This is a genomic window from Gelidibacter algens (assembly GCF_001678675.1).
GTDB lineage: Bacteria > Bacteroidota > Bacteroidia > Flavobacteriales > Flavobacteriaceae > Gelidibacter > Gelidibacter algens.
Genome location: NZ_LZRN01000049.1, coordinates 1 through 18,987 on the forward strand (window position 1 = coordinate 1; position 18,987 = coordinate 18,987).

Annotated in this window: 20 protein-coding genes; 2 read left to right on the plus strand and 18 right to left on the minus strand. The window is 37.0% G+C overall.

Annotated elements, in window-relative coordinates:
- Nucleotides 1–67: 67 nt before the first annotated feature.
- The 15 genes from dut to A9996_RS16780 all read right to left on the minus strand — a co-directional run bounded on the left by dut (nt 68) and on the right by A9996_RS16780 (nt 14,194).
- The gene (dut, locus tag A9996_RS16715; RefSeq protein ID WP_066437833.1) at nt 68–502 is read right to left on the minus strand and encodes a dUTP diphosphatase; all 435 of its coding nucleotides are present in this window, start codon (nt 500–502) and stop codon (nt 68–70) included.
- Between the two features lie 147 nt (nt 503–649).
- Nucleotides 650–2,113, minus strand: coding sequence for a lipopolysaccharide biosynthesis protein (locus A9996_RS16720; protein ID WP_066437836.1), 1,464 nt, complete (start codon nt 2,111–2,113; stop codon nt 650–652).
- Nucleotides 2,114–2,224: 111 nt separating this feature from the next.
- A complete protein-coding gene (locus A9996_RS16725; RefSeq protein WP_066437838.1) occupies nt 2,225–2,722 on the minus strand; it encodes a hypothetical protein in 498 nt (165 codons plus the stop codon).
- Nucleotides 2,723–2,860: 138 nt separating this feature from the next.
- Complete coding sequence (gene atpG, locus A9996_RS16730) at nt 2,861–3,721, minus strand: ATP synthase F1 subunit gamma (protein WP_066437840.1); 861 nt, start codon at nt 3,719–3,721, stop codon at nt 2,861–2,863.
- A 99-nt stretch (nt 3,722–3,820) separates the two neighbouring features.
- Nucleotides 3,821–5,401, minus strand: a complete 1,581-nt coding sequence (gene atpA, locus A9996_RS16735) for a F0F1 ATP synthase subunit alpha (RefSeq protein ID WP_066437841.1) — start codon at nt 5,399–5,401, stop codon at nt 3,821–3,823.
- A 76-nt stretch (nt 5,402–5,477) separates the two neighbouring features.
- A complete protein-coding gene (atpH, locus tag A9996_RS16740; RefSeq protein WP_066437844.1) occupies nt 5,478–6,014 on the minus strand; it encodes an ATP synthase F1 subunit delta in 537 nt (178 codons plus the stop codon).
- A gap of 53 nt (nt 6,015–6,067) precedes the next feature.
- Nucleotides 6,068–6,568, minus strand: coding sequence for a F0F1 ATP synthase subunit B (locus A9996_RS16745; protein ID WP_066437846.1), 501 nt, complete (start codon nt 6,566–6,568; stop codon nt 6,068–6,070).
- An 87-nt stretch (nt 6,569–6,655) separates the two neighbouring features.
- Nucleotides 6,656–6,856, minus strand: coding sequence for an ATP synthase F0 subunit C (atpE, locus tag A9996_RS16750; RefSeq protein WP_066437848.1), 201 nt, complete (start codon nt 6,854–6,856; stop codon nt 6,656–6,658).
- Nucleotides 6,857–6,894: 38 nt separating this feature from the next.
- Nucleotides 6,895–8,079, minus strand: a complete 1,185-nt coding sequence (atpB, locus tag A9996_RS16755; protein WP_066437850.1) for a F0F1 ATP synthase subunit A — start codon at nt 8,077–8,079, stop codon at nt 6,895–6,897.
- Between the two features lie 95 nt (nt 8,080–8,174).
- Nucleotides 8,175–8,552, minus strand: coding sequence for a DUF6168 family protein (locus A9996_RS16760; RefSeq protein ID WP_066437853.1), 378 nt, complete (start codon nt 8,550–8,552; stop codon nt 8,175–8,177).
- Between the two features lie 30 nt (nt 8,553–8,582).
- Nucleotides 8,583–8,798, minus strand: a complete 216-nt coding sequence (locus tag A9996_RS20995; protein WP_346210684.1) for an AtpZ/AtpI family protein — start codon at nt 8,796–8,798, stop codon at nt 8,583–8,585.
- The gene (locus A9996_RS16765) at nt 8,746–9,162 is read right to left on the minus strand and encodes a bactofilin family protein (RefSeq protein ID WP_066437855.1); all 417 of its coding nucleotides are present in this window, start codon (nt 9,160–9,162) and stop codon (nt 8,746–8,748) included. Before A9996_RS16765 ends, A9996_RS20995 begins: the two co-directional genes overlap by 53 nt.
- A 12-nt stretch (nt 9,163–9,174) precedes the next feature.
- Nucleotides 9,175–11,694 (minus strand): type IX secretion system periplasmic lipoprotein PorW/SprE, encoded by a 2,520-nt coding sequence (porW, locus tag A9996_RS16770; protein WP_487246418.1) that lies wholly within the window; start codon nt 11,692–11,694, stop codon nt 9,175–9,177.
- A gap of 329 nt (nt 11,695–12,023) precedes the next feature.
- Nucleotides 12,024–12,719: an ABC transporter ATP-binding protein gene (locus tag A9996_RS16775; RefSeq protein ID WP_066437863.1), complete on the minus strand. Its 696-nt coding sequence runs from the start codon at nt 12,717–12,719 to the stop codon at nt 12,024–12,026.
- Between the two features lie 2 nt (nt 12,720–12,721).
- The gene (locus A9996_RS16780) at nt 12,722–14,194 is read right to left on the minus strand and encodes a DUF5687 family protein (RefSeq protein WP_066437866.1); all 1,473 of its coding nucleotides are present in this window, start codon (nt 14,192–14,194) and stop codon (nt 12,722–12,724) included.
- Between the two features lie 167 nt (nt 14,195–14,361).
- On the opposite strand from A9996_RS16780, the gene A9996_RS16785 reads away from it, so the two are divergent.
- Complete coding sequence (locus tag A9996_RS16785) at nt 14,362–15,417, plus strand: ferredoxin--NADP reductase (RefSeq protein WP_066437868.1); 1,056 nt, start codon at nt 14,362–14,364, stop codon at nt 15,415–15,417.
- Between the two features lie 188 nt (nt 15,418–15,605).
- Here A9996_RS16785 and A9996_RS16790 read toward each other — a convergent pair whose 3' ends face one another.
- Together A9996_RS16790 and A9996_RS16795 are read right to left on the minus strand one after the other, a co-directional pair.
- Complete coding sequence (locus A9996_RS16790; protein ID WP_245905297.1) at nt 15,606–16,631, minus strand: glycosyltransferase family 9 protein; 1,026 nt, start codon at nt 16,629–16,631, stop codon at nt 15,606–15,608.
- A 35-nt stretch (nt 16,632–16,666) separates the two neighbouring features.
- Entirely contained in the window at nt 16,667–17,275 is a 609-nt protein-coding gene (locus tag A9996_RS16795; RefSeq protein WP_066437872.1) for a DUF4254 domain-containing protein, read from the minus strand.
- A gap of 73 nt (nt 17,276–17,348) precedes the next feature.
- Here A9996_RS16795 and upp point away from each other — a divergent pair, with 73 nt between their 5' ends.
- Nucleotides 17,349–18,008, plus strand: coding sequence for a uracil phosphoribosyltransferase (gene upp, locus A9996_RS16800; protein WP_066437875.1), 660 nt, complete (start codon nt 17,349–17,351; stop codon nt 18,006–18,008).
- Here upp and A9996_RS16805 read toward each other — a convergent pair.
- Entirely contained in the window at nt 17,997–18,920 is a 924-nt protein-coding gene (locus tag A9996_RS16805; protein ID WP_066437877.1) for a DUF6427 family protein, read from the minus strand. The two genes, upp and A9996_RS16805, sit on opposite strands and share 12 nt — an antisense overlap.
- Nucleotides 18,921–18,987 lie beyond the last annotated feature (67 nt).

Here is an 18,987-nt window from a genome sequence, read left to right on the forward strand (position 1 = left end):
GTTTAAATTTATAAATTATTTGTATTTTTCACATTCGTTTTCCCCTTTGGGGAATTAAAGGGGCTTTTTAATTCTTCCCTGTACTACCAAACCCACCTTCGCCTCTTACAGTTTCATTCAGGCTTTCTACTACAGTCCATTCGGCGCGTTCATGCTTTGAAATGACCAGTTGTGCAATACGTTCGCCATTGACGATTTCAAATTCTTCATTCGACAAATTGACCAGAATAACCCCTATTTCCCCTCTATAATCAGCATCAATAGTTCCGGGAGCGTTTAAAACTGTAATCCCTTCCTTTGCTGCGAGCCCGCTACGAGGTCTTACCTGCGCTTCAAATCCGATAGGAAGTTCAATAAACAAGCCTGTGCCTACAATACTTCTTTCTAAAGGTTTTAAAATCCTTGATTCTGATAAGTTGGCGCGTAAATCCATGCCTGCTGAAGCTATGGTTTCATAGCTGGGTAAGGCGTGATTGGATTTATTGATGATTTTGATGTTCATAATTTAATGTTTGCCACGAATTCACGAATGTTTAATTTTATCTTCGAGAGCGTCGTGTTGTTTAGTTTCTTCTCTAATATTTTTCTATTTCAACTTTAAAGTCTTGGGATAAAACCTCACAGGTTTTGACAACCTGTGAGGTTTGTGTTATTTACTATTTATAATTTGCCTAATTTGATTTTTCTCGAGCATCACCACCAAAAGCAGGAACACGAGTAACAGACTGATTCCTACAACATAATTCTCTCGATAAACATAAAACGAAATTACCGAAAAAGCCGATGAAACCAATAAATACAAACTCATTTTTTTTAAATTGTAGGGGATTGGATAATATTTCTGCCCATAATAATACGAGACAACCATCATACTGGCGTAGGCTACCAAGGTGGCAATTGCAGATCCTCTATATTCCATTATTGGAATCAACCAGAAATTAAGAGCTAAGGTTATTATCGCTCCAAAAACCGATATATAGGCGCCAAACTTGGTACGGTCCGTCACTTTATACCACACCGAAAGATTATGGTAAATACCCAAACACAAATTAGCAATTAAAATTAAAGGCACAATCCACATGGCTTCCCAATATGCTTCACTCCTCACAATGTAAGGTTTTAAAACATCCGCAAAAACCACAATAGTGAGTAGCATCACAGATCCAAAAGCTACGAAGAATTCTAAAATAAGCGCATAATTCTTTTGTGGGTTTTTTGTGTTAGCGTGACTGAAAAAGTAAGGTTCTATTCCCAAACGATATGCTGTGGCAAACAACGTCATAAACACTGCTATTTTATAACAGGCTGAATACATTCCTATTTTAGTCTCTGCAATGTCTTCAGGTAACAAGTAATCTAGAAGAAGACGATCGAACGTTTCATTGATTGCAAATGCTATCCCAGCAATTAGTACAGGAAAGGCATACCGCATCATCTTTTTGAAAAGACCACCATCAAATTGGTATTGAACCTTAAAATAAAAACCGAGCATCAACACCAATGTAACGGCACTTGCCACCAAATTGGAAATAAAAATATAGTTAATTTCAAAGTTTGGAATGTAAATCGATTCTAAAAAAGCACTGTTTTCAGCCCATCCCTTGAGATATAGCAAGAAGAAAATATTTAATCCCAAATTAATAATGACACTTACAATTTTTAAAATGCCAAAACGCATGGATTTCCCTTGGGCCCTTAACCAAGCAAATGGAATGATGACCAAGGCATCACATAATAAAATCCAAATAACCAACAAAATGTGTTCCTGCTTAATGCCTATTAAAATCGAAATATGTGATTTGAACAAATAAGCCAACACAAAAAATCCGACAGAAGTTAGAATTAATGCAATGGTTGAAGTACCAATGACTTTATTCTGATCTTCTTCTTTGTTAAAAAAACGAAAAAATGCCGTTTCCATGCCATAGGAAAGGATGACGTTGAGAATTACTACCCATGAAAAAATGATGGAGATCTTGCCATATTCGCCAACCGATGAAAGTACCCCTTGTGTAGTGTATAGTGGCACCAAAAGAAAACTCAGCATTCTTTGTAAAACGGTCGCTAGACCGTAGATAAACGTCTGCTTGAAAAGAGATTTGAATCCGCTCAATGTAGTTTTTTAATTAAAGGTCAAAAGTAGGGATTCTAAAAGAGTTAAGCAATTTTGAACCAATGAGGCTCTTAATAATAATTTAGCGGATGACTGATCTTGTTGAGTAGGCTATGATCTTGGTGTTTTATTGGAAGCTTTTTCCTTAATGTTTTCAATTTTAAAATACCGCACCTCACCATCCACCTGATAACTTACCATCGCTTCTGTCGGACCTAGGTTGAAAGGCATTTTCTTTGGGACTGCAGGAGGAACGTTCTTCATTTCTTCTAAAGGATCGCTGCTCATAATGATATCATCATTTGATCGTTGAGGGTTGTCAAATTGTGCAATATAAACCAAGCTAGAATCGGTGATTTTTTTTACCAATTTTGCATATTGATTTCTGAAATAAACTGAATCTAGAGCAATGCCGCTGTCGTTATTTTCGTTTATAGGAATAAAGAGATTAAAGCCAGAACCTCCAGATTTGATAGGGGAAGCCCACGTTTCAAAGTAAATTTCCCCAAGAGGCAGTGGCGGATTTTTCTGAATTTTTTGTGCCTCAGAACATTTGGATGGACCTAGAAACATCATAATGATAACTGAAAAAAAGGGTAGAATTTTCATAGTATAGCTATTTGGTTTTTATAAAGATAACAAATAGCATTCCATAAAATTTATTGTGGGCTTGGAACTAATGTCGCTATAAACAAAAAAAGCCCAACTTTTTAAAAGTAAGGCTTAAGTTAGTATAAGTTGTGTTTTCTAATTATTTAATGCTTCAGCACCCCCAACAATTTCTAAAATTTCATTTGTAATGGAAGCTTGACGTGCTTTATTGTAAGTCAGTTTCAATTGGTCTCTCAATTCTGTAGCGTTATCCGTTGCTTTGTGCATGGCTGTCATACGTGCGCCATGTTCAGAAGCAAACGAGTCTCTAAGAGCTTTATAAAGCTGTGTTTTTAGAGATTTTGGAATCAATTGCTTAACGATTTCCGCTTTTGAAGGTTCAAAAATATAATCTGCTTGCACATCGTCATCCTTTTCCATTGGAACAATCGGTAAAAATTGTTCTTTCATGATTTCCTGGGTCGCAGCATTTTTAAACTTGTTATATACCAAAACAATCTTATCTGCCTCTTCTTTTATAAACGTATCCATCAACAATTCAGCAACTTCTGCAACATTGTCAAAAGTCAAGTCATCATAGAGGCTACTTTTATTGGCGACTACCCTATTGCCTTTCTTAAAAGCATCATTGGTCTTTTTTCCTATCGCTAAAATGGAAACTTCCTTACCAGCATAATCCTCATTGATCAAACGGTTGGTTTGTTTTATAATGTTGGAGTTGAACGCCCCTGCCAAACCTCTGTTAGATGTAATTGAAACTAACAACACTTTATTGACTTCGCGTTGCTCAGAAAATTTACTTCCAGAATCAGCATCTAAAGTTGCGCTTAAGTTTTGCAGCAATTCTGTTAATTTATCAGAATATGGACGCATTGCCGTAATAGCATCTTGTGCCTTCTTTAACTTTGCAGCAGACACCATTTTCATGGCGCTCGTAATCTGCATCGTGGAAGATACTGATGATATTCTGTTACGTATTTCTTTTAAGTTTGCCATATGAGCCCCACCTAACCTCCCCAAAGGGGAGGGATTAATTAATTATGTTATATACTCCTTTCCTATAAGCCCCTTCCCTTCGGGAAGATTGGGATGGGATTATTTTCTATATTTTGCTGATAATTCTTTAGCTACCGACGCTAATATGTCAGTAACTTCATCAGTAAGTTTTCCTGCTTTTAATGACGCGAGGGCATCACTGTGCTTCGCTCTTAAAAATTCTAAATAATTACGTTCAAATTCTTTTACCTTATCTACAGGAACGTCTTTCAATAAGTTTTTAGAACCCGCATAAATAATTGCAATTTGGTCTTCAACTTTAAAAGGATCGTTTTGAGCCTGCTTCAAGATCTCAACGTTTCGTTTTCCTTTATTGATCACGTTTAAGGTTACAGCATCTAAATCTGAACCAAACTTAGCAAATGCTTCCAACTCACGGTATTGTGCTTGATCTAATTTTAAAGTACCAGATACTTTCTTCATAGATTTGATCTGTGCGTTACCACCAACACGAGATACCGAAATACCGACGTTAATTGCTGGACGAACCCCAGAGTTAAACAAATCTCCGTCCAAGAAAATCTGTCCATCTGTAATCGAAATTACGTTTGTTGGGATATAGGCTGATACGTCACCAGCTTGTGTTTCAATGATTGGCAATGCCGTTAATGAACCACCACCTTTTACGATTGGCTTCAAAACGTCTGGCAAATCATTCATTTCTTTGGCAATATCGTCATCCGCAATAATTTTTGCAGAACGCTCCAATAATCTTGAGTGAAGGTAGAAAACGTCACCAGGATACGCCTCACGTCCCGGTGGACGACGTAACAATAATGAAATTTCACGGTAGGCTACTGCTTGTTTTGACAAATCATCAAAAACAATCAAAGCAGGACGGCCAGTATCTCTAAAATACTCACCAATAGCTGCACCGGCAAAAGGCGCATATACCTGCATAGCGGCAGGATCTGATGCGTTGGCCGCAACGATGGTTGTATAATCCATCGCTCCTTTTTCTTCTAATGTTTTTGCAATTAACGCCACTGTTGATGCTTTTTGTCCAATGGCAACATATATACAGTATACAGGTTCTCCTGCATCATAAAATTCTTTTTGGTTGATAATGGTATCAATACAAACCGCTGTTTTACCAGTTTGACGGTCACCAATAACCAACTCACGTTGTCCTCTACCTACAGGAATCATAGCGTCAATAGCTTTGATACCCGTTTGTAACGGCTCAGTTACAGGTTGACGATAGATAACACCAGGTGCTTTTCTTTCTAATGGCATTTCATAAAGCTTACCACCAATTGGACCTTTACCGTCAATTGGATTTCCTAAGGTATCCACCACACGGCCAACGATTTCTTCACCTACTTCTAAGGAAGCAATACGTTTAGTACGTTTAACGATGGAGCCTTCACTAACACCTATAGAAGGTCCTAATAAAACCACACCTACGTTATCTTCTTCAAGATTCAGTACAATGCCTTCAAGACCATCTGCAAATTCAACTAACTCACCGTATTGAACGTTTGCTAAGCCGTACACCCGTGCAATACCATCACCAACTGTCAATACTGTTCCTACTTCGTCCAATGAAGCACTAGCTTCAAAGCCTGACAATTGTTTCTTTAAGATTGCTGAAATTTCAGCTGGTTTTACTTCTGCCATTTTTATTAGATATTATTTCTATTGACTTTAATTTCACACTTCGACTGCGCTCAGTGTGACAAAATCAACAAAATCTTTAGTTTAATGTAAATTCTCTTTTTAACTTATTTAATTTATTTGCAATACTTGCATCGTACTGTATATCTCCTACACGTAAAATGAAGCCTCCTAAAATAGATTCGTCCACTACGTTTATAATTTCAGCATCTTTTCCTGTCAACTCTTCTACTTTAGCCAACACTTTTGCGTTTAGCTCTTCTGTTAACGGAACTGCAGAAGTTACTGTCGCAACCTGTTTACTTTCACCTTCATTAAACAGCTCGGTATACTGCTGTGCCACAGTACCCAAAATATTAATACGCTTATTGGAGATCAACGTATCAATCAAGTTGACGCTTAGCTTGTCTAAATCAGTGAAAATCGCCAATAAAGCCGATTTCTTCATGGCAGTAGGGATCACAGCACTTACAAGCATGTCCTTTAACTCTTCGCTTGCTTCCACAGCATTAGCGATTGACTTCATGTTAGTATGAACAACCTCTGCTGAATTTTGCTCTTTGGCAAGATCCAAAACTGCTTTTGCATAACGTATTGCTGCTCTTATTTGTGCCATATATTTAGATATTAGATTTTAGACGCTAGATTCTAGACGTTTTAATCTTGTACTTAATTTAATTTTGCATCACTCAACATAGACTCCACCAACTCTAGTTGTTTGTCTTTGTTTTCCAGTTCTTGACGCACCACTTTCTCAGCAATTTCAATGGATAAACTTGCCACGTGATTTTTAAGTTCAGCCATGGCTGATCTTTTTTCGTTTTCAATGGCTTCTAAAGCCTGTTCAATCATCGCATTAGCTTGATTTTTAGCTTCATCCTTGGCATCTTCAATCATTGACTTTTTTATTTCACGAGCTTCCTTAAGCATGTTCTCACGCTCCAATCTCGATTCTTGCAATAATTTCTGATTATCTGCTTGAAGATTTTCCATTTCACGTCTTGCATTTTCAGCTGCCTCCAATGCTGCTTTAATCCCGGACTCTCTTTCGTCTAAGGATCCAATAATTGGCTTCCAAGCAAATTTCACCATTAAGAAAATTAAGGCCAACAGAATGACTGTTTGCATCACAAATAATCCCGGTGAAAAGTCGTTTAATAATGTTTCCATTTGATGTGTGTTTTTTCTAATTTTTTAAAAAAACACATCCTATAACCAATCGTTATAGGATCGTGTTTTTGATTTGTGTTTGGTTTCTTATTTTCCTAAGAATAAAGCACCAAATGCTAAACCTTCCAAAAGTGCTGCAATAATAATCATCGCTGTTTGAATTTTCCCTGCCGCTTCTGGCTGACGAGCAATACCTTCCATTGCTTTTCCTCCAATTTGACCAAGACCAACTCCTGCTCCGATTACGATTAATCCTGCACCAATTAAATTGTACGTTACTGGTTCCATAATAAATGATATATAATTAAATTAAAAAAAAACTCTTATTAAATGAACTCACTTCTCACATCTTCTGCGTCTGTGGATTCTTTTCCATGATCATCATGTTTGTGGTCATGATCGTGTTCTGCTACCGCCATTCCAATGAATAATGCTGAAAGCATTGTAAAAATATAGGCCTGTAAAAAGGCTACTAGCAACTCGATTAACGTAATAAATAATGACAAAACGAATGATAATAACGTCGATCCAAATGCACCCAACTCTGTTTTCATAACCACCATTATAGCAATCAAACTCATCACTATAATATGTCCTGCACTAATATTGGCAAACAAACGCACTAATAATGAAAACGGTTTGACTATAAAAGCACCTGCAATTTCAATTACCGCTAAAAAGGGACGGATAAGAACCGGCACACCTGGCATCCATAGCATATGTTTCCAATAGTCAGCATTACCACTAACTGTATATATTATAAGTGTAAATACCGCTAAAGCAGCAGTAACTGCCAGCTGACCAGTTACATTAAAACCTAGCGGAGTCAATCCCATAAGGTTAAGTACCCAGATAAAGAAGAATACAGTTAATAAATAACCTGTAAATTTTCTGTAATGCTTTTCACCAACATTGGGTCTTGCTATCTCGTCACGTACATAAATTACCAATGGTTCTAAAACACGACCAAAACCCTTTGGGATAGCAGTTTTTTTGTATTGTCTCGCTAAACCACCAAATAGAAGCAACATTAATATTCCCGCTACTAGCATTCCAAAAACACTTTTAGTAATAGAAAAATCGATAACCCTATTGGCATTAATTGGGTGCTTTTCATCGTCAAAAGAAATAGACGATGCGTTAGGTTCTAATTCGTATATTTTACTGTGTACTTTAACAAATTTAGATCCGTTCTTTTCAACAATGACGCTACCGTCATCAGTGTGATGAAACTCTGAAGACATAAACGTAGCTAATCCGTTGCTAGACCACAAAATAACTGGTAATGGGAAACCAACATGCTTACGTTCGCCAGCATCATTTGTATAAGATACTAAATGGAAATCATGTGAATCTTTAATGTGGTGCGCTATATAATCTTTCACCTTTTCAGATGTATTTATCTCACCTGTATCTTTCTGAGTAGTATCATTTGCTGCGAATGAAATACTACCAGACAGTGTAATTAACAAAAAGCATAATAATTTCAAAGTATGTTGAGCTATCTTCATTGTTGTAAAATACAAAAAAAAGCATTTACTAAATTCCGTGACAAAATTAAGTAAATAAAACCTAAAAACAAATGTCTTTTTTTCTATTAAGTTTTTTAGATTGTTTTGTTTAAAATTTTGGAGATAAAGTACACTTCTAAAAAGAGAAAAATAAATACAGGTAGCAGTAGGCTGAAGATTTCTTTATCTGTCATTGACTTCACACTCATAACAGTACCATTAAAAATACCAACAAATAGCACTACTTTAAAAAATATAGTGCCAAGGTACAGAAAACCAATTTGGTTTTTAAATTTCTGTGTTTTTGAAAGCAGTTCTAAAGCTACATAAACAATAGTTGATGCGATCACATGAAAAAGGTATACATTTTCTAAACCAAATCGTGAATTAGAAAAGACAAATGTTTGTAGATAATAAACGATTACACCTATAAGTAAAATGATAAATATGTGAATTGGAATGCTTTTACTCATCTTCCTTTGATGTCTTTATAACTTGACTGATTACAAAATACATAGCCAAAAAAACAGCAGTAGTGTAATTAGATTTTCTAAATATGTGGTAGAAAATTTTTTATCTAGCCAGGCGCCCAATATATTCCCTAAAAAAATAGTAACGCCCATTTGTATAGCTACAGACGTAAACTTTATATATGGATTAAGCCGTTTATTTGGCTTGTTTTTTTGTGGTTGATTCATGCTCAACTTTATTAATTTCATTCACACTGCCTTTCATAACACAAGTAGCGTTAAAAGTAGCTCCCGGTTCTACTGAAAATTTACCCACTTCTACCTCACCTTCAACAAAGGCCGAAGCTCTTAATGATAAGGTATCTGTAAGCATCAACTTTCCTGAGAATTTGCCTTCAATATCAGCATTGGCGCCTTCAAGTGTGCCGTTGATGATCCCTGTTTTTCCAAGCACTACTTTACCAGGCGTTTTAATATTGCCTTGTATGGTGCCTTCAATTCTGAAATCGCTATCGCTAATAATGTCCCCAGTAAAGGTGGTGCCTTTGGCGATTGTATTTTGTTGGTTAAATGTTTCTACTGTTGTTTTTCCTTTTTTATTTTCTGCAAACATGGTTGTGGTTATTTAATTAGATTTAAGGTATTCATTTAAGTTTTTATGGCGTTGCACAATTTCATAGTTAGGCGATGAAATGGCAATATAAGGCATTGTAATATTTGCTTTTCGTTCTCTGAGCAAATCTGCAAATCCGCTGGCGCCTTCAATACTCTTTAAGCCATGGACCACCACAAAAATGGTATTTTTATTATAAATGTCTTTGGAGACACTTAACTCATAATATCTGATTTGGGTAACTTCCTCATTTAACTTTGTTACAAAGGCATCCACCTCTTCAGTACTGGCGTTTTCAAATTGATATAAGACGTTAAATCTAGCTGCAAGCGCATTGTCCTCAAAATCATCTTTAGCCAAAACAGGAATGATCTTTTCCATGATTTCTTGCGCACGTTTTCCTTCTTCAGAATTCGGATAATTTAATGCGATAAAATTGACACTTTCCTTATATGCTTCAAAGCCATATAAACGGCCTTTTGCGGAAGCTTTTAAAATCTCAAACTTCGGTACGAGAGGGTCTCCTTCAAATTCTAAAATATAGGTGTCACTCTGGTCAATGACGTCCTGAAAATCTTGAGCTTCATAATTGGTATAGGTGCGCTCATAAATACTTTCCGGACTGTTTTCATCTTTGGACATTTCAGATTTTGGATTCAATAGAATGGCCGCGTATCTCGATTCAGGATTATTGGTGATGATGTCAGTCTTCATCTGTTCTGCTGCATTCGTTTCATCCAACAACACATAAGTTTTGTACAAGTTGTATTTTGCTGGCAAAACCAAACGCTCTTCAGGAGTGTTGCTCAATAAGGTTTTGAGCTTCTCTTTTGCAAGCCCGTATTCATTAAACTTCTCTTTATAAATAACTCCCAATTGATAATACGCGTAATTCCTGTCTTTAGCAAGGCTGTCAATCACTTTCTGATCTGAAGGAATTTTTGAAATATAAAACTCCGGATCATAGCGCTCCTCTTCAGAAACATCAGCTACCAAATCATTACCTTGAACCGTGAGCTCATTACTACGGGTGTTAGAAAGTCGCCAATTATCTTTAAGTGAGCGGTCTCCCCAATTTTTCGAAAACTCATTTTTACCGTAGGCCACGGTAGTAGGGTTATAAAAATAGAATTCCTGTTTGCCTCCTCCTGGCGGATTTATACCAACACTCCTATTGCCTACAGTGCTGTTGATGGCTGTATTTGGAATGACAATGCCTGCATTGGCATTGCGCAGTGCAGCTTCATCTTGTTGTTTTAAAATTTCAGCCTCGGCTTTCAATTTATCGATATAGGTTGTGAAAAGGGCTACCCTATCGGTATCAGATAAATTTACCAAGTCCAAGATGCTGTCGTTTACTTGGACGATACTTTCGTAATAAATAACGTCCTCTAAATTTTCTCTTTTCCGCTTTACGGTTCTGAATGGTTTAGAATTGACCACCATATTATTCATCGTGCTGTCATAATACGCACCTGCATTTTTATACTCAGAGGTATCAAAACTCATATCGCCAAGTGTGGCGTAATCTAAAGCTCTTAATTGCTTATCTCCTGAAGATGTTCTCAGTGATTTGTTATAGTATGACACCGCTAAAGAATCGCGGTTGGATTGTTTGTGGAATTCAGCAATGCGGTAGTAAATTTTATCCAAAAACGGTCGGTTCTCTCGATCTTCTTCTAGTGCTGTCAAATATTCTGAAAACGCCAAAACATCACCTGAATTAATATCAAAATTGCTCGCTTTAGCTAAAAGTGCATTAAGATAATAGGCTCTTGGTACTTTACGGTGCAAATCTATCACCTTGTCAAAAGCTATATTAGCACTGTCTTTATAACCAAACTCGTTATAGAGCTGACCTCTAATATAATTATAACGGGCTTTTTCTATTATTTTTTTTGGTTTCAAATTAGCCGCCGTTGCCAATTGTGTCAAGGCGCTGTCTTTTGCTTTAATGTTGATGTAGGCCTGTGCCAAAGCAGCGGTGGCATCAGCTAAATCCTGATCGGCCAGTTCTTCCAATCGCAATAAACGCTTCAAATTTTTGATGGCAAGTTCATTATTCTCAAGTCGAATATTGGTTTTTTCACGCCAAATTTTAGCCTCGTTAATTTTGTCACTTGCAGGGTACTTGTAAAGAATATAATTAAAGGCTTCCACAGCAGGAATAAAACGCTGGTCAAAGTAACGTGCCTTCCCCAGCAACAAATACGCCTCATCAATTTGAGGATTGTATTCTTTTCCTTTAATGTTCATCCCATGTTTTTGAACGGCCTTGATTGCTTTTTCTTCAGCGCGCTCAAAATCAGAGTTTTTAGTTTGTCCAGGAAGGACAAAATCTTCTGTGGTTTCCATACGCTCCACGGGCAGTAGATCCCAGTAGTTATCCGTGAAGGCATTATCAACATTTTCACGTCCATTCTCTAAAGCGATATTTCCATTGTAAAGAACATTATACTTGGTTCCCAAGGCGTGGAAATTCCTGTTAATGAAGGTATCGTTCTTCCGCGAGCAGCTTGTAACAATAAGCACTGCAAAAAACAGGACAAACAGAGATTTTATAGAGATGCGCAACGTGAGTTAAATTTGGTTCATAAGATAACTAAAAACAGCTGCTAATATTATGCAACGCCGTAAAAATAAGCATCTTTTTGAATTATGAAGGGAAAAATGGGGGAGTTTTCGATGTATGTTTCACGCGGAGTCCCAGAGGCGCAAAGCCTAAACTCAATAAAAACAGAAAGTAATGGATAATTTATTTACAACACCTTAACACCTTACAGTCTTACATAAGAGTTGAGGATACACAGTTTAAGACTAAGCCCTCACAAGTATTGAAATCCTGTGAGGGATAGATAAATCTAACCTGCAAAATGCATTTCCAATTCCTTTAAGGTAGCCGCACTTGTAGCCAAGTCTTTGATGACCACACCTTTTTCCAAAACCACAATGCGCTCACAAACTTCCGTAACATGCATCAAGTCATGACTGGATACCAAAACAGTAACGCCATGTTGTTCTGCAAGATTTTTAATGATTTGTTTCAAACGGATTTGCGTTGTTGGATCTAAATTGGCAAAAGGCTCATCTAAAATGATAACTTCCGGGTTGCCAATAAGTGCTGCCACGATCCCAACTTTTTTCTGGTTACCCTTACTCAGATCTCGCAAATATTTTTTCTGATTCAATATTTCGTCATGGAAAAAATCTGCGAATTGTTCTAAAAGCGCATCCACGTCAGCTTTATTCTGACCACGCAACTCTCCAATAAAATAGAAATATTCCTCAGGCGTCAAATACCCAATTAAAAAAGTTTCATCAATATAGGCCGATGTGAAAGGTTTCCAATCTTCGCTTTCATTGACTTGGATATCCTTGCTTTTAATGAATCCGGTGGTCGGCTGGATCAAATCCAACAACAAACTGAAAAACGTAGTTTTCCCAGCCCCATTATTGCCCACCAGTCCAAAACTTTGTCCTTTCGGGATGTCTAGATGCTCAATACTTAAAACGGGATCAGAATTATATTTTTTAGATAAATTGGTTACTGTTATCATGATTAATTGTTTTGTTTGTAAGCGGCTAATGTTTTATATTTTTCTGATTTATAGACTTTTTCTATAATATCAAATACTTTGTTCTTGAATAGAAATCCGACCAATCCTGAAAGCGCTACTAAGGCAAAACCAAACGCTTCTCCTAATGTAAAATGCCCAGCAGCATAAATGGCCATAGGTAATAACAATTTTGGGATGGTCAACAACATGGTCTTTGCATTAAAAGCCTGCTTGTCTCCAAAAGCCTTTTTACTTGTGGTCAAATCAATCGGCGATTTAATATACGCACCTCCCCAAAGCACCAAATGACTATTTACGCCAATATTGTAAATGGCACCCACAACAACGGCTGCATAGGCCTGCCAACCCCAATACAAATAAAACGCGGATACCACAGTTGATATAATAGTTGCAAATACCATCAAATACCATTTTGATGCAAGGTATTCCTTATAGCGAATATTTTGACTCATCATTAATGGATAATAAGCGCTATCCCAACTAGGTACAAATTGCCCGAAGGTGAATAGAAATCCGCCCGATACAAAAATACCTGCAAAGATCTTCCAGAAAGGACCGTCGTATGCCTCCACAGAACCTGTAAAAAACAGCAATCCATAAAATAGAAATACTACGCTCATGATTAAGGTCATCTTTGAGCGTTTGTTGCGTCTCAGCAATCTGATGTCATTTTTAAGAAAGGTAGACAGACTCCCAAAACGGTCCAGCCAAGAATAGTCTTCAGTTTCAGCAATATCGTGTTTCACGGAAAGGCCTGCATCTAAGTACAAGTTCTTTTTGAAGTAGCTAAAGGCCATTTTATAGAACACCACAGCCAAAACAATAGGAATTAGAGCGAGATACGGGATGGCATAAAACGCTTTAAAAATAGGAGCCGTATAGTAGGTCAAATCAAAAACACCATAGTATTGAAGCCCAATCATCACTATAACAAAAGCCACAACACCGTAAAAAACAACATCTTTGTTATTGATAAAGATGTTAATAAAATTGTTGCAGTATATCCATCCTAAAATGGCAATATACCACGCTATCACCTGTAAAGGCGGGAAGCCTTCAATAATAAGAACAATAGAAAACGGAATAAAGAAAAATGCGTGGAGCACATTAAAAAACGAAATCATCGTTTTACCCATGGCAAAATTGACGATGGCTTTTCTTTTAATTGGCAAATACATCAAGGGTTTGATGTTCATTACAGGCATTTTTTGTAGGAAGTAACGAAACGCCAAATCAAAAACCATATAGTAAATAGCCACCTGATTGACCACCTGAAAAGGTTCCAATTTCAACCCATCTTCAATCATGTAATAAGCACCGAAGCCCAAAATAGAGAACGACGCAATCATCCAAAGGGCTCCGAAAACCATCATAATTTTCAGAAAAAGGTTGGTCTTAAAAGAAGCTGATCTGATAAAAGATTTCCACTCGAGACTAATAAAATATTTGAACATACACTTTTGGTTGTGGTTTAAACATTGGTAATAATAATACACTTTTTGTTACAAACAAATTTCAAAGAAAGGAAATTTCAGAAGCTATCTGCCTCCAATACTTATAATTTTGTTAGAGATGTGGCATTTATTCTAAGCATTCGTTACTTTTGGAAAAAAATTAAAACATGTCACATTTTCACACCCTGACCATAAAGAATATTGAGAGAGAAACTTCAAATGCTGTCACCATTAATTTTGAAGTGCCCCAAGATTTAAAAGAAACCTATTCGTTTAAAGCAGGCCAATACATTACCTTAAAAACCATACTCAACGGTAAAGAAACAAGACGTGATTATTCTTTGTGTTCTTCTCCTGAAAGTGGCGATTTGAAAGTTGCTGTAAAGCAAGTGCAAGATGGTACGTTTTCAGCCTATGCAAATAATGATCTCCGCATTGGAGACACCTTAGAGGTCGCTCCGCCAAAAGGGCATTTTGTTTTTCAACCTAATGATTCCAAAATCAAGCACATTGCTGCCTTTGCAGCAGGAAGTGGTATCACGCCCATTTTGAGCATCGTTAAATGCGCTTTGGAAGAAGAAGTACTAAGCAACGTTGTGTTAGTGTATGGCAATAAAACTACAGATGACACCATGTTTTTAAAGGAGCTATTGGAACTGCAGCACAAGTATAGTAAACGTTTGTCTATTCAATTTGTGTTCAGTCAAGCGCAGGAAGATGATTCAATTTTTGGACGGATTGAAAAAAGCACGGTCAATCTTATCTTGAAAAATAAACATAAAGACTTGAGCATTGATGCCTTTTATTTATGCGGACCAGAGGCGATGATCCATACCGTGAAAGATGTGCTTGCTGAGCACCACACACCAAGAGAACGCGTCTTTTTCGAACTGTTTAAGGCAGCCAAACCGACTGAAACTGATACTGCCACCATTCCGGATGGACAAACCAAAATTACAATTCTTTTAGATGACGACACCACAACCTTTACAATGTCACAGAAACAAACGATTCTTGAAGCCGCTTTAGATAAAGATTTGGATGCACCATATTCTTGCCAAGGCGGAATTTGTAGTAGCTGTTTGGCTCGTGTAACCGAAGGCGAAGTGAAGATGCGCCAGAATAATATTTTGACTGATGGCGAAGTTGCAGACGGATTGATCTTAACCTGCCAAGCCCATCCGTTAACACCAAATGTGAGTATTGATTATGACGATATCTAGTGGTCACTACTTTTTTGTACTATAACAAATAAAGCGTTTTGTCCCAAAAAACTTTTGTTTCGTCGAAAAATTAACAAGTTATTCTTACAAAACGATGGTTTAGAATAATGAAACTAATATTTTTATAAACGATTTATTGTTACAACGGGATTATCTATTAACCAAACATTAAGTCTAACCCTACTTTTTTAGTAGGGTTTTTTTATGACGTCTTTGACCCTTTCGATAATTTGTTCAGGAAGGATGGTCTTCATGCAATCTTCATAACCGCCCGGGAATTTATTGCCGTAGATTGACGTTGGAATTTTAGTGAATTTTGTTCGATCAGCCAAAAGAGCAAAGCTCTCATCTTGATGGAATGGATAAAAACCGGCATAAGGATGCGTCACGCCCCAAAGTGTGACTACTGTTATACCCATCATGGCGGCAATATGCGCATTGCCAGAATCCATGGAAAGCATGACCTCTAAATTTGAAATGACATCCAGTTCTTCATCCAGACTTAATTTTCCGGCAAGGTTATAAACGTGTTCGGATTGTAGCGTGTCCAAATATTCTGCATCTGTTTTTCCTCCAAACAGCAATACTTTATAGTCTTTTGAAAGCGCCTCAATCACGTCTTCCATTAATTCTAACGGATACATTTTACTTTTATAGGCCGCAAAGGGTGCAATGCCTATCCAGCTTTTGGTGTCCTCACCTACAATTTTGCGGGTTTTCAAATTCAGCTCAGAGCGTTCCGGAAAATTTGGGTCTGAATCCTTGATTGGTACTCCTAATTTGGCAAAAACATCTCTGTAACGTTGGTGTGTAGTTTTGAGCTGCACGAATGTTTTCCCGTGCACCAACGCTTTTTTTTCTGAACGTCCTTTATCAATTTGAACCGGTTTGAGATCTAGAAGAAATAGTTTCAAAATATTGCTTCTAAGCACATTGTGTAAATCAGCAACGGCATCAATGCCCAACGTTCTCAACTCTTTAGAAAGTTCTAACAACCCAAAGAAGCCTTTATGGGTTCCTTTCAAATCTGCAGCAAATACAGATACATTTTGCAAATCCCGAAAGAATGGTTTAAAGAAATCTCTCGTCAACACCGTTACCTTTATATCGGGATACTGTTCAGTAAAAGCCCTCAAGACTGGAACAGTCATGGCCACGTCTCCCATAGCGGAGAGCCTTATAACGAGAATGTGTTTGGGTTTGGAATTAGGCATTTCTTTAATGAGATTCCCGCGGTTGCAGGACGTTGTTATTTTTGACCTCTCAACACAGGATTGAGCTCATCGTCATTATACATTTTCATTTGCTTATACACTTTCATGTATTTTTCGCCATGCTCAATGTCTTCCAATAAATCATCAATAGCTCGACTCAAGTCTCGACGTTGTTCAAGAAGCACATTTAGTTTTGTTTGGCAATTCAGTCTGTGTGATGAAGCCGCATCAGGACGCTCAACTTCTTCATTCATGTGATAGATTTTTAAAGCTAAAATAGATAATCTGTCAATGGCCCAAGCAGGACTTTCTGTATTGATGGTAGCATTTGATTTTGGTTGAACATCACTATACGTACTCAAAAAATAACTGTCAATATATTCTACCATATCTGTTCTGTCCTGGTTTGACGCGTCAATTTGCCGTTTTAACTTTAGTGCGGCAACAGGATCAATATTTGGATCTCTAATAATGTCTTCATAGTGCCATTGCACAGTGTCAATCCAACATTTTCTATATAACAGATGTTCTATGAGGTGATTGTCTTCATCGAAAACATTTTCAAAAGATTGGTCAACCGTATTTTTTAAGTGGTATGTGCCGATAACCTTTTGAAAAATTTCATTGGCTTTTGCTGTAAACATAGACTGATGATTTTAAAGCGCAAATATACTTCTAATTAATTAACTTTACGATTCACAACAGAGTTTAAGCCTTATGCACATTCACAACTTATCAGAAAAAAATTCCATTTTAAACACGTTCATTTCAGAAATGAGAGACGTAACGATCCAAAAAGACAGTATGCGTTTCCGCCGAAATATTGAACGCATTGGTGAGATTTTGGGGTATGAAATCAGTAAAGTTTTAAATTACAAATCGTCACTTATTAAAACGCCTTTAGGGAACTGTGAAATGAATTTGATGGACAACGATATTGTGCTGTGCTCTATTTTAAGAGCTGGCGTACCATTGCACAATGGCTTATTGACTTATTTTGACAACGCACAAAACGCTTTTATTTCAGCCTACAGGCAGCATCAAAAAAAACCGGACAGCTTTGAGATTATTGTGGAATATTTGGCATGCCCTAATTTGGAAAACAAAACTCTTATTTTGGCCGACCCGATGCTGGCAACAGGACAATCTTTAGTGGCTACTTTTGAAGCCTTAAAACCTTTTGGAAAACCTAAAGATGTGCATCTTGCCTGCGTTATTGGTGCCCAAGATGGTATTGACTATATCAGTAAGCACTTCAATGAAGACACGCATTTATGGATTGCAACGGTAGATCCCAACTTGAATGAGAAAGGTTATATAATGCCAGGTCTTGGAGATGCTGGCGATTTGGCATTTGGTGAAAAACTACAGCAATAAATTCAGGATTGAAACTAAGATTAACACAATAATCAAACTTTCCTTAAACCATTTTTCTGGTATAATTTCAAGATAATTGGACATGATAATGGCCAACGGCGCGATAAGAAATATAAATTCACTCCCGTTTTTATTGGGCGACACCAAAATAATCACTAAGGCAATTAATGACGAAATAATAACGATTATAAAAGAAGGACGGTATCTTTTTAATTGGTGTTTTATGTTTTTCAAATAGTAAAACGAAGCCCAAGTACCGTAGGAAAGTAATAAGGTGGCCGCTATAATTATACGCTTTGAATTTAACGGTGTAAAATCAAAACTCATGTCAAAAAAGTTATGCAAGTAGGGTTGAAAATCAATATCAAATGCAATCATGTAAGACGCTGCTATGACAACAATACAGAGAATTCCTAGGATAGGTACAATCCAGTTTTTAATATCAATAATGGCATACAGCAATAAAGCCATTAAAATCAGGATATAAAACAAGGATGCCCAAAAAAACAAGAGTGTTGCCAAACTGATCCAAAACGCAGCATCAAAGAGTTTTTTCTTGATTTCTTTACCTGATCTCAAACTGATGAGGCGCCGCAGTGCCAATAGGACAAATAGATTGGCAATCAATAATTTTGAGTTGAGCAAGGTCTCCGGTAAAATCGCCACAAAAAGACCAAACATCAGAATTTTATAGCTGTTTTTTTTGGTAAGATTATTTTTGCTCACAAAAAAATCGAGAACAAAAAGTGACGCCAAGCAGACTCCAAACAGAAATGCTTGTTTAAAAAAAAGTTCTAGAGAAAAAACCTCCGTGATGGATGAAATTTTGGCTGAAACAAATACAACAAGTAACATTGCGCTCACCACAAGTAGATGAATAGGCTTGGCTTTGCTAAAAAAACTTGAAATCATTTAGAGCGCTGTTGTAGGTTTGTTGCTGGATTTTAACTTTTGCGAAAAAAATTCGTCATGAATTTAT

What these genes read in the sequence shown, in the direction of transcription:
- dut (WP_066437833.1), bottom strand. Translation starts at nt 502, where the DNA reads ATGAACATCAAAATCATCAATAAATCCAATCACGCCTTACCCAGCTAT.
- A9996_RS16725 (WP_066437838.1), bottom strand. Translation starts at nt 2,722, where the DNA reads ATGAAAATTCTACCCTTTTTTTCAGTTATCATTATGATGTTTCTAGGT.
- atpG (WP_066437840.1), bottom strand. Translation starts at nt 3,721, where the DNA reads ATGGCAAACTTAAAAGAAATACGTAACAGAATATCATCAGTATCTTCC.
- atpA (WP_066437841.1), bottom strand. Translation starts at nt 5,401, where the DNA reads ATGGCAGAAGTAAAACCAGCTGAAATTTCAGCAATCTTAAAGAAACAA.
- atpH (WP_066437844.1), bottom strand. Translation starts at nt 6,014, where the DNA reads ATGGCACAAATAAGAGCAGCAATACGTTATGCAAAAGCAGTTTTGGAT.
- A9996_RS16745 (WP_066437846.1), bottom strand. Translation starts at nt 6,568, where the DNA reads ATGGAAACATTATTAAACGACTTTTCACCGGGATTATTTGTGATGCAA.
- atpE (WP_066437848.1), bottom strand. Translation starts at nt 6,856, where the DNA reads ATGGAACCAGTAACGTACAATTTAATTGGTGCAGGATTAATCGTAATC.
- atpB (WP_066437850.1), bottom strand. Translation starts at nt 8,079, where the DNA reads ATGAAGATAGCTCAACATACTTTGAAATTATTATGCTTTTTGTTAATT.
- A9996_RS16760 (WP_066437853.1), bottom strand. Translation starts at nt 8,552, where the DNA reads ATGAGTAAAAGCATTCCAATTCACATATTTATCATTTTACTTATAGGT.
- A9996_RS20995 (WP_346210684.1), bottom strand. Translation starts at nt 8,798, where the DNA reads ATGAAATTAATAAAGTTGAGCATGAATCAACCACAAAAAAACAAGCCA.
- A9996_RS16765 (WP_066437855.1), bottom strand. Translation starts at nt 9,162, where the DNA reads ATGTTTGCAGAAAATAAAAAAGGAAAAACAACAGTAGAAACATTTAAC.
- A9996_RS16775 (WP_066437863.1), bottom strand. Translation starts at nt 12,719, where the DNA reads ATGATAACAGTAACCAATTTATCTAAAAAATATAATTCTGATCCCGTT.
- A9996_RS16780 (WP_066437866.1), bottom strand. Translation starts at nt 14,194, where the DNA reads ATGTTCAAATATTTTATTAGTCTCGAGTGGAAATCTTTTATCAGATCA.
- A9996_RS16785 (WP_066437868.1), top strand. Translation starts at nt 14,362, where the DNA reads ATGTCACATTTTCACACCCTGACCATAAAGAATATTGAGAGAGAAACT.
- A9996_RS16790 (WP_245905297.1), bottom strand. Translation starts at nt 16,631, where the DNA reads ATGCCTAATTCCAAACCCAAACACATTCTCGTTATAAGGCTCTCCGCT.
- A9996_RS16795 (WP_066437872.1), bottom strand. Translation starts at nt 17,275, where the DNA reads ATGTTTACAGCAAAAGCCAATGAAATTTTTCAAAAGGTTATCGGCACA.
- upp (WP_066437875.1), top strand. Translation starts at nt 17,349, where the DNA reads ATGCACATTCACAACTTATCAGAAAAAAATTCCATTTTAAACACGTTC.
- A9996_RS16805 (WP_066437877.1), bottom strand. Translation starts at nt 18,920, where the DNA reads ATGATTTCAAGTTTTTTTAGCAAAGCCAAGCCTATTCATCTACTTGTG.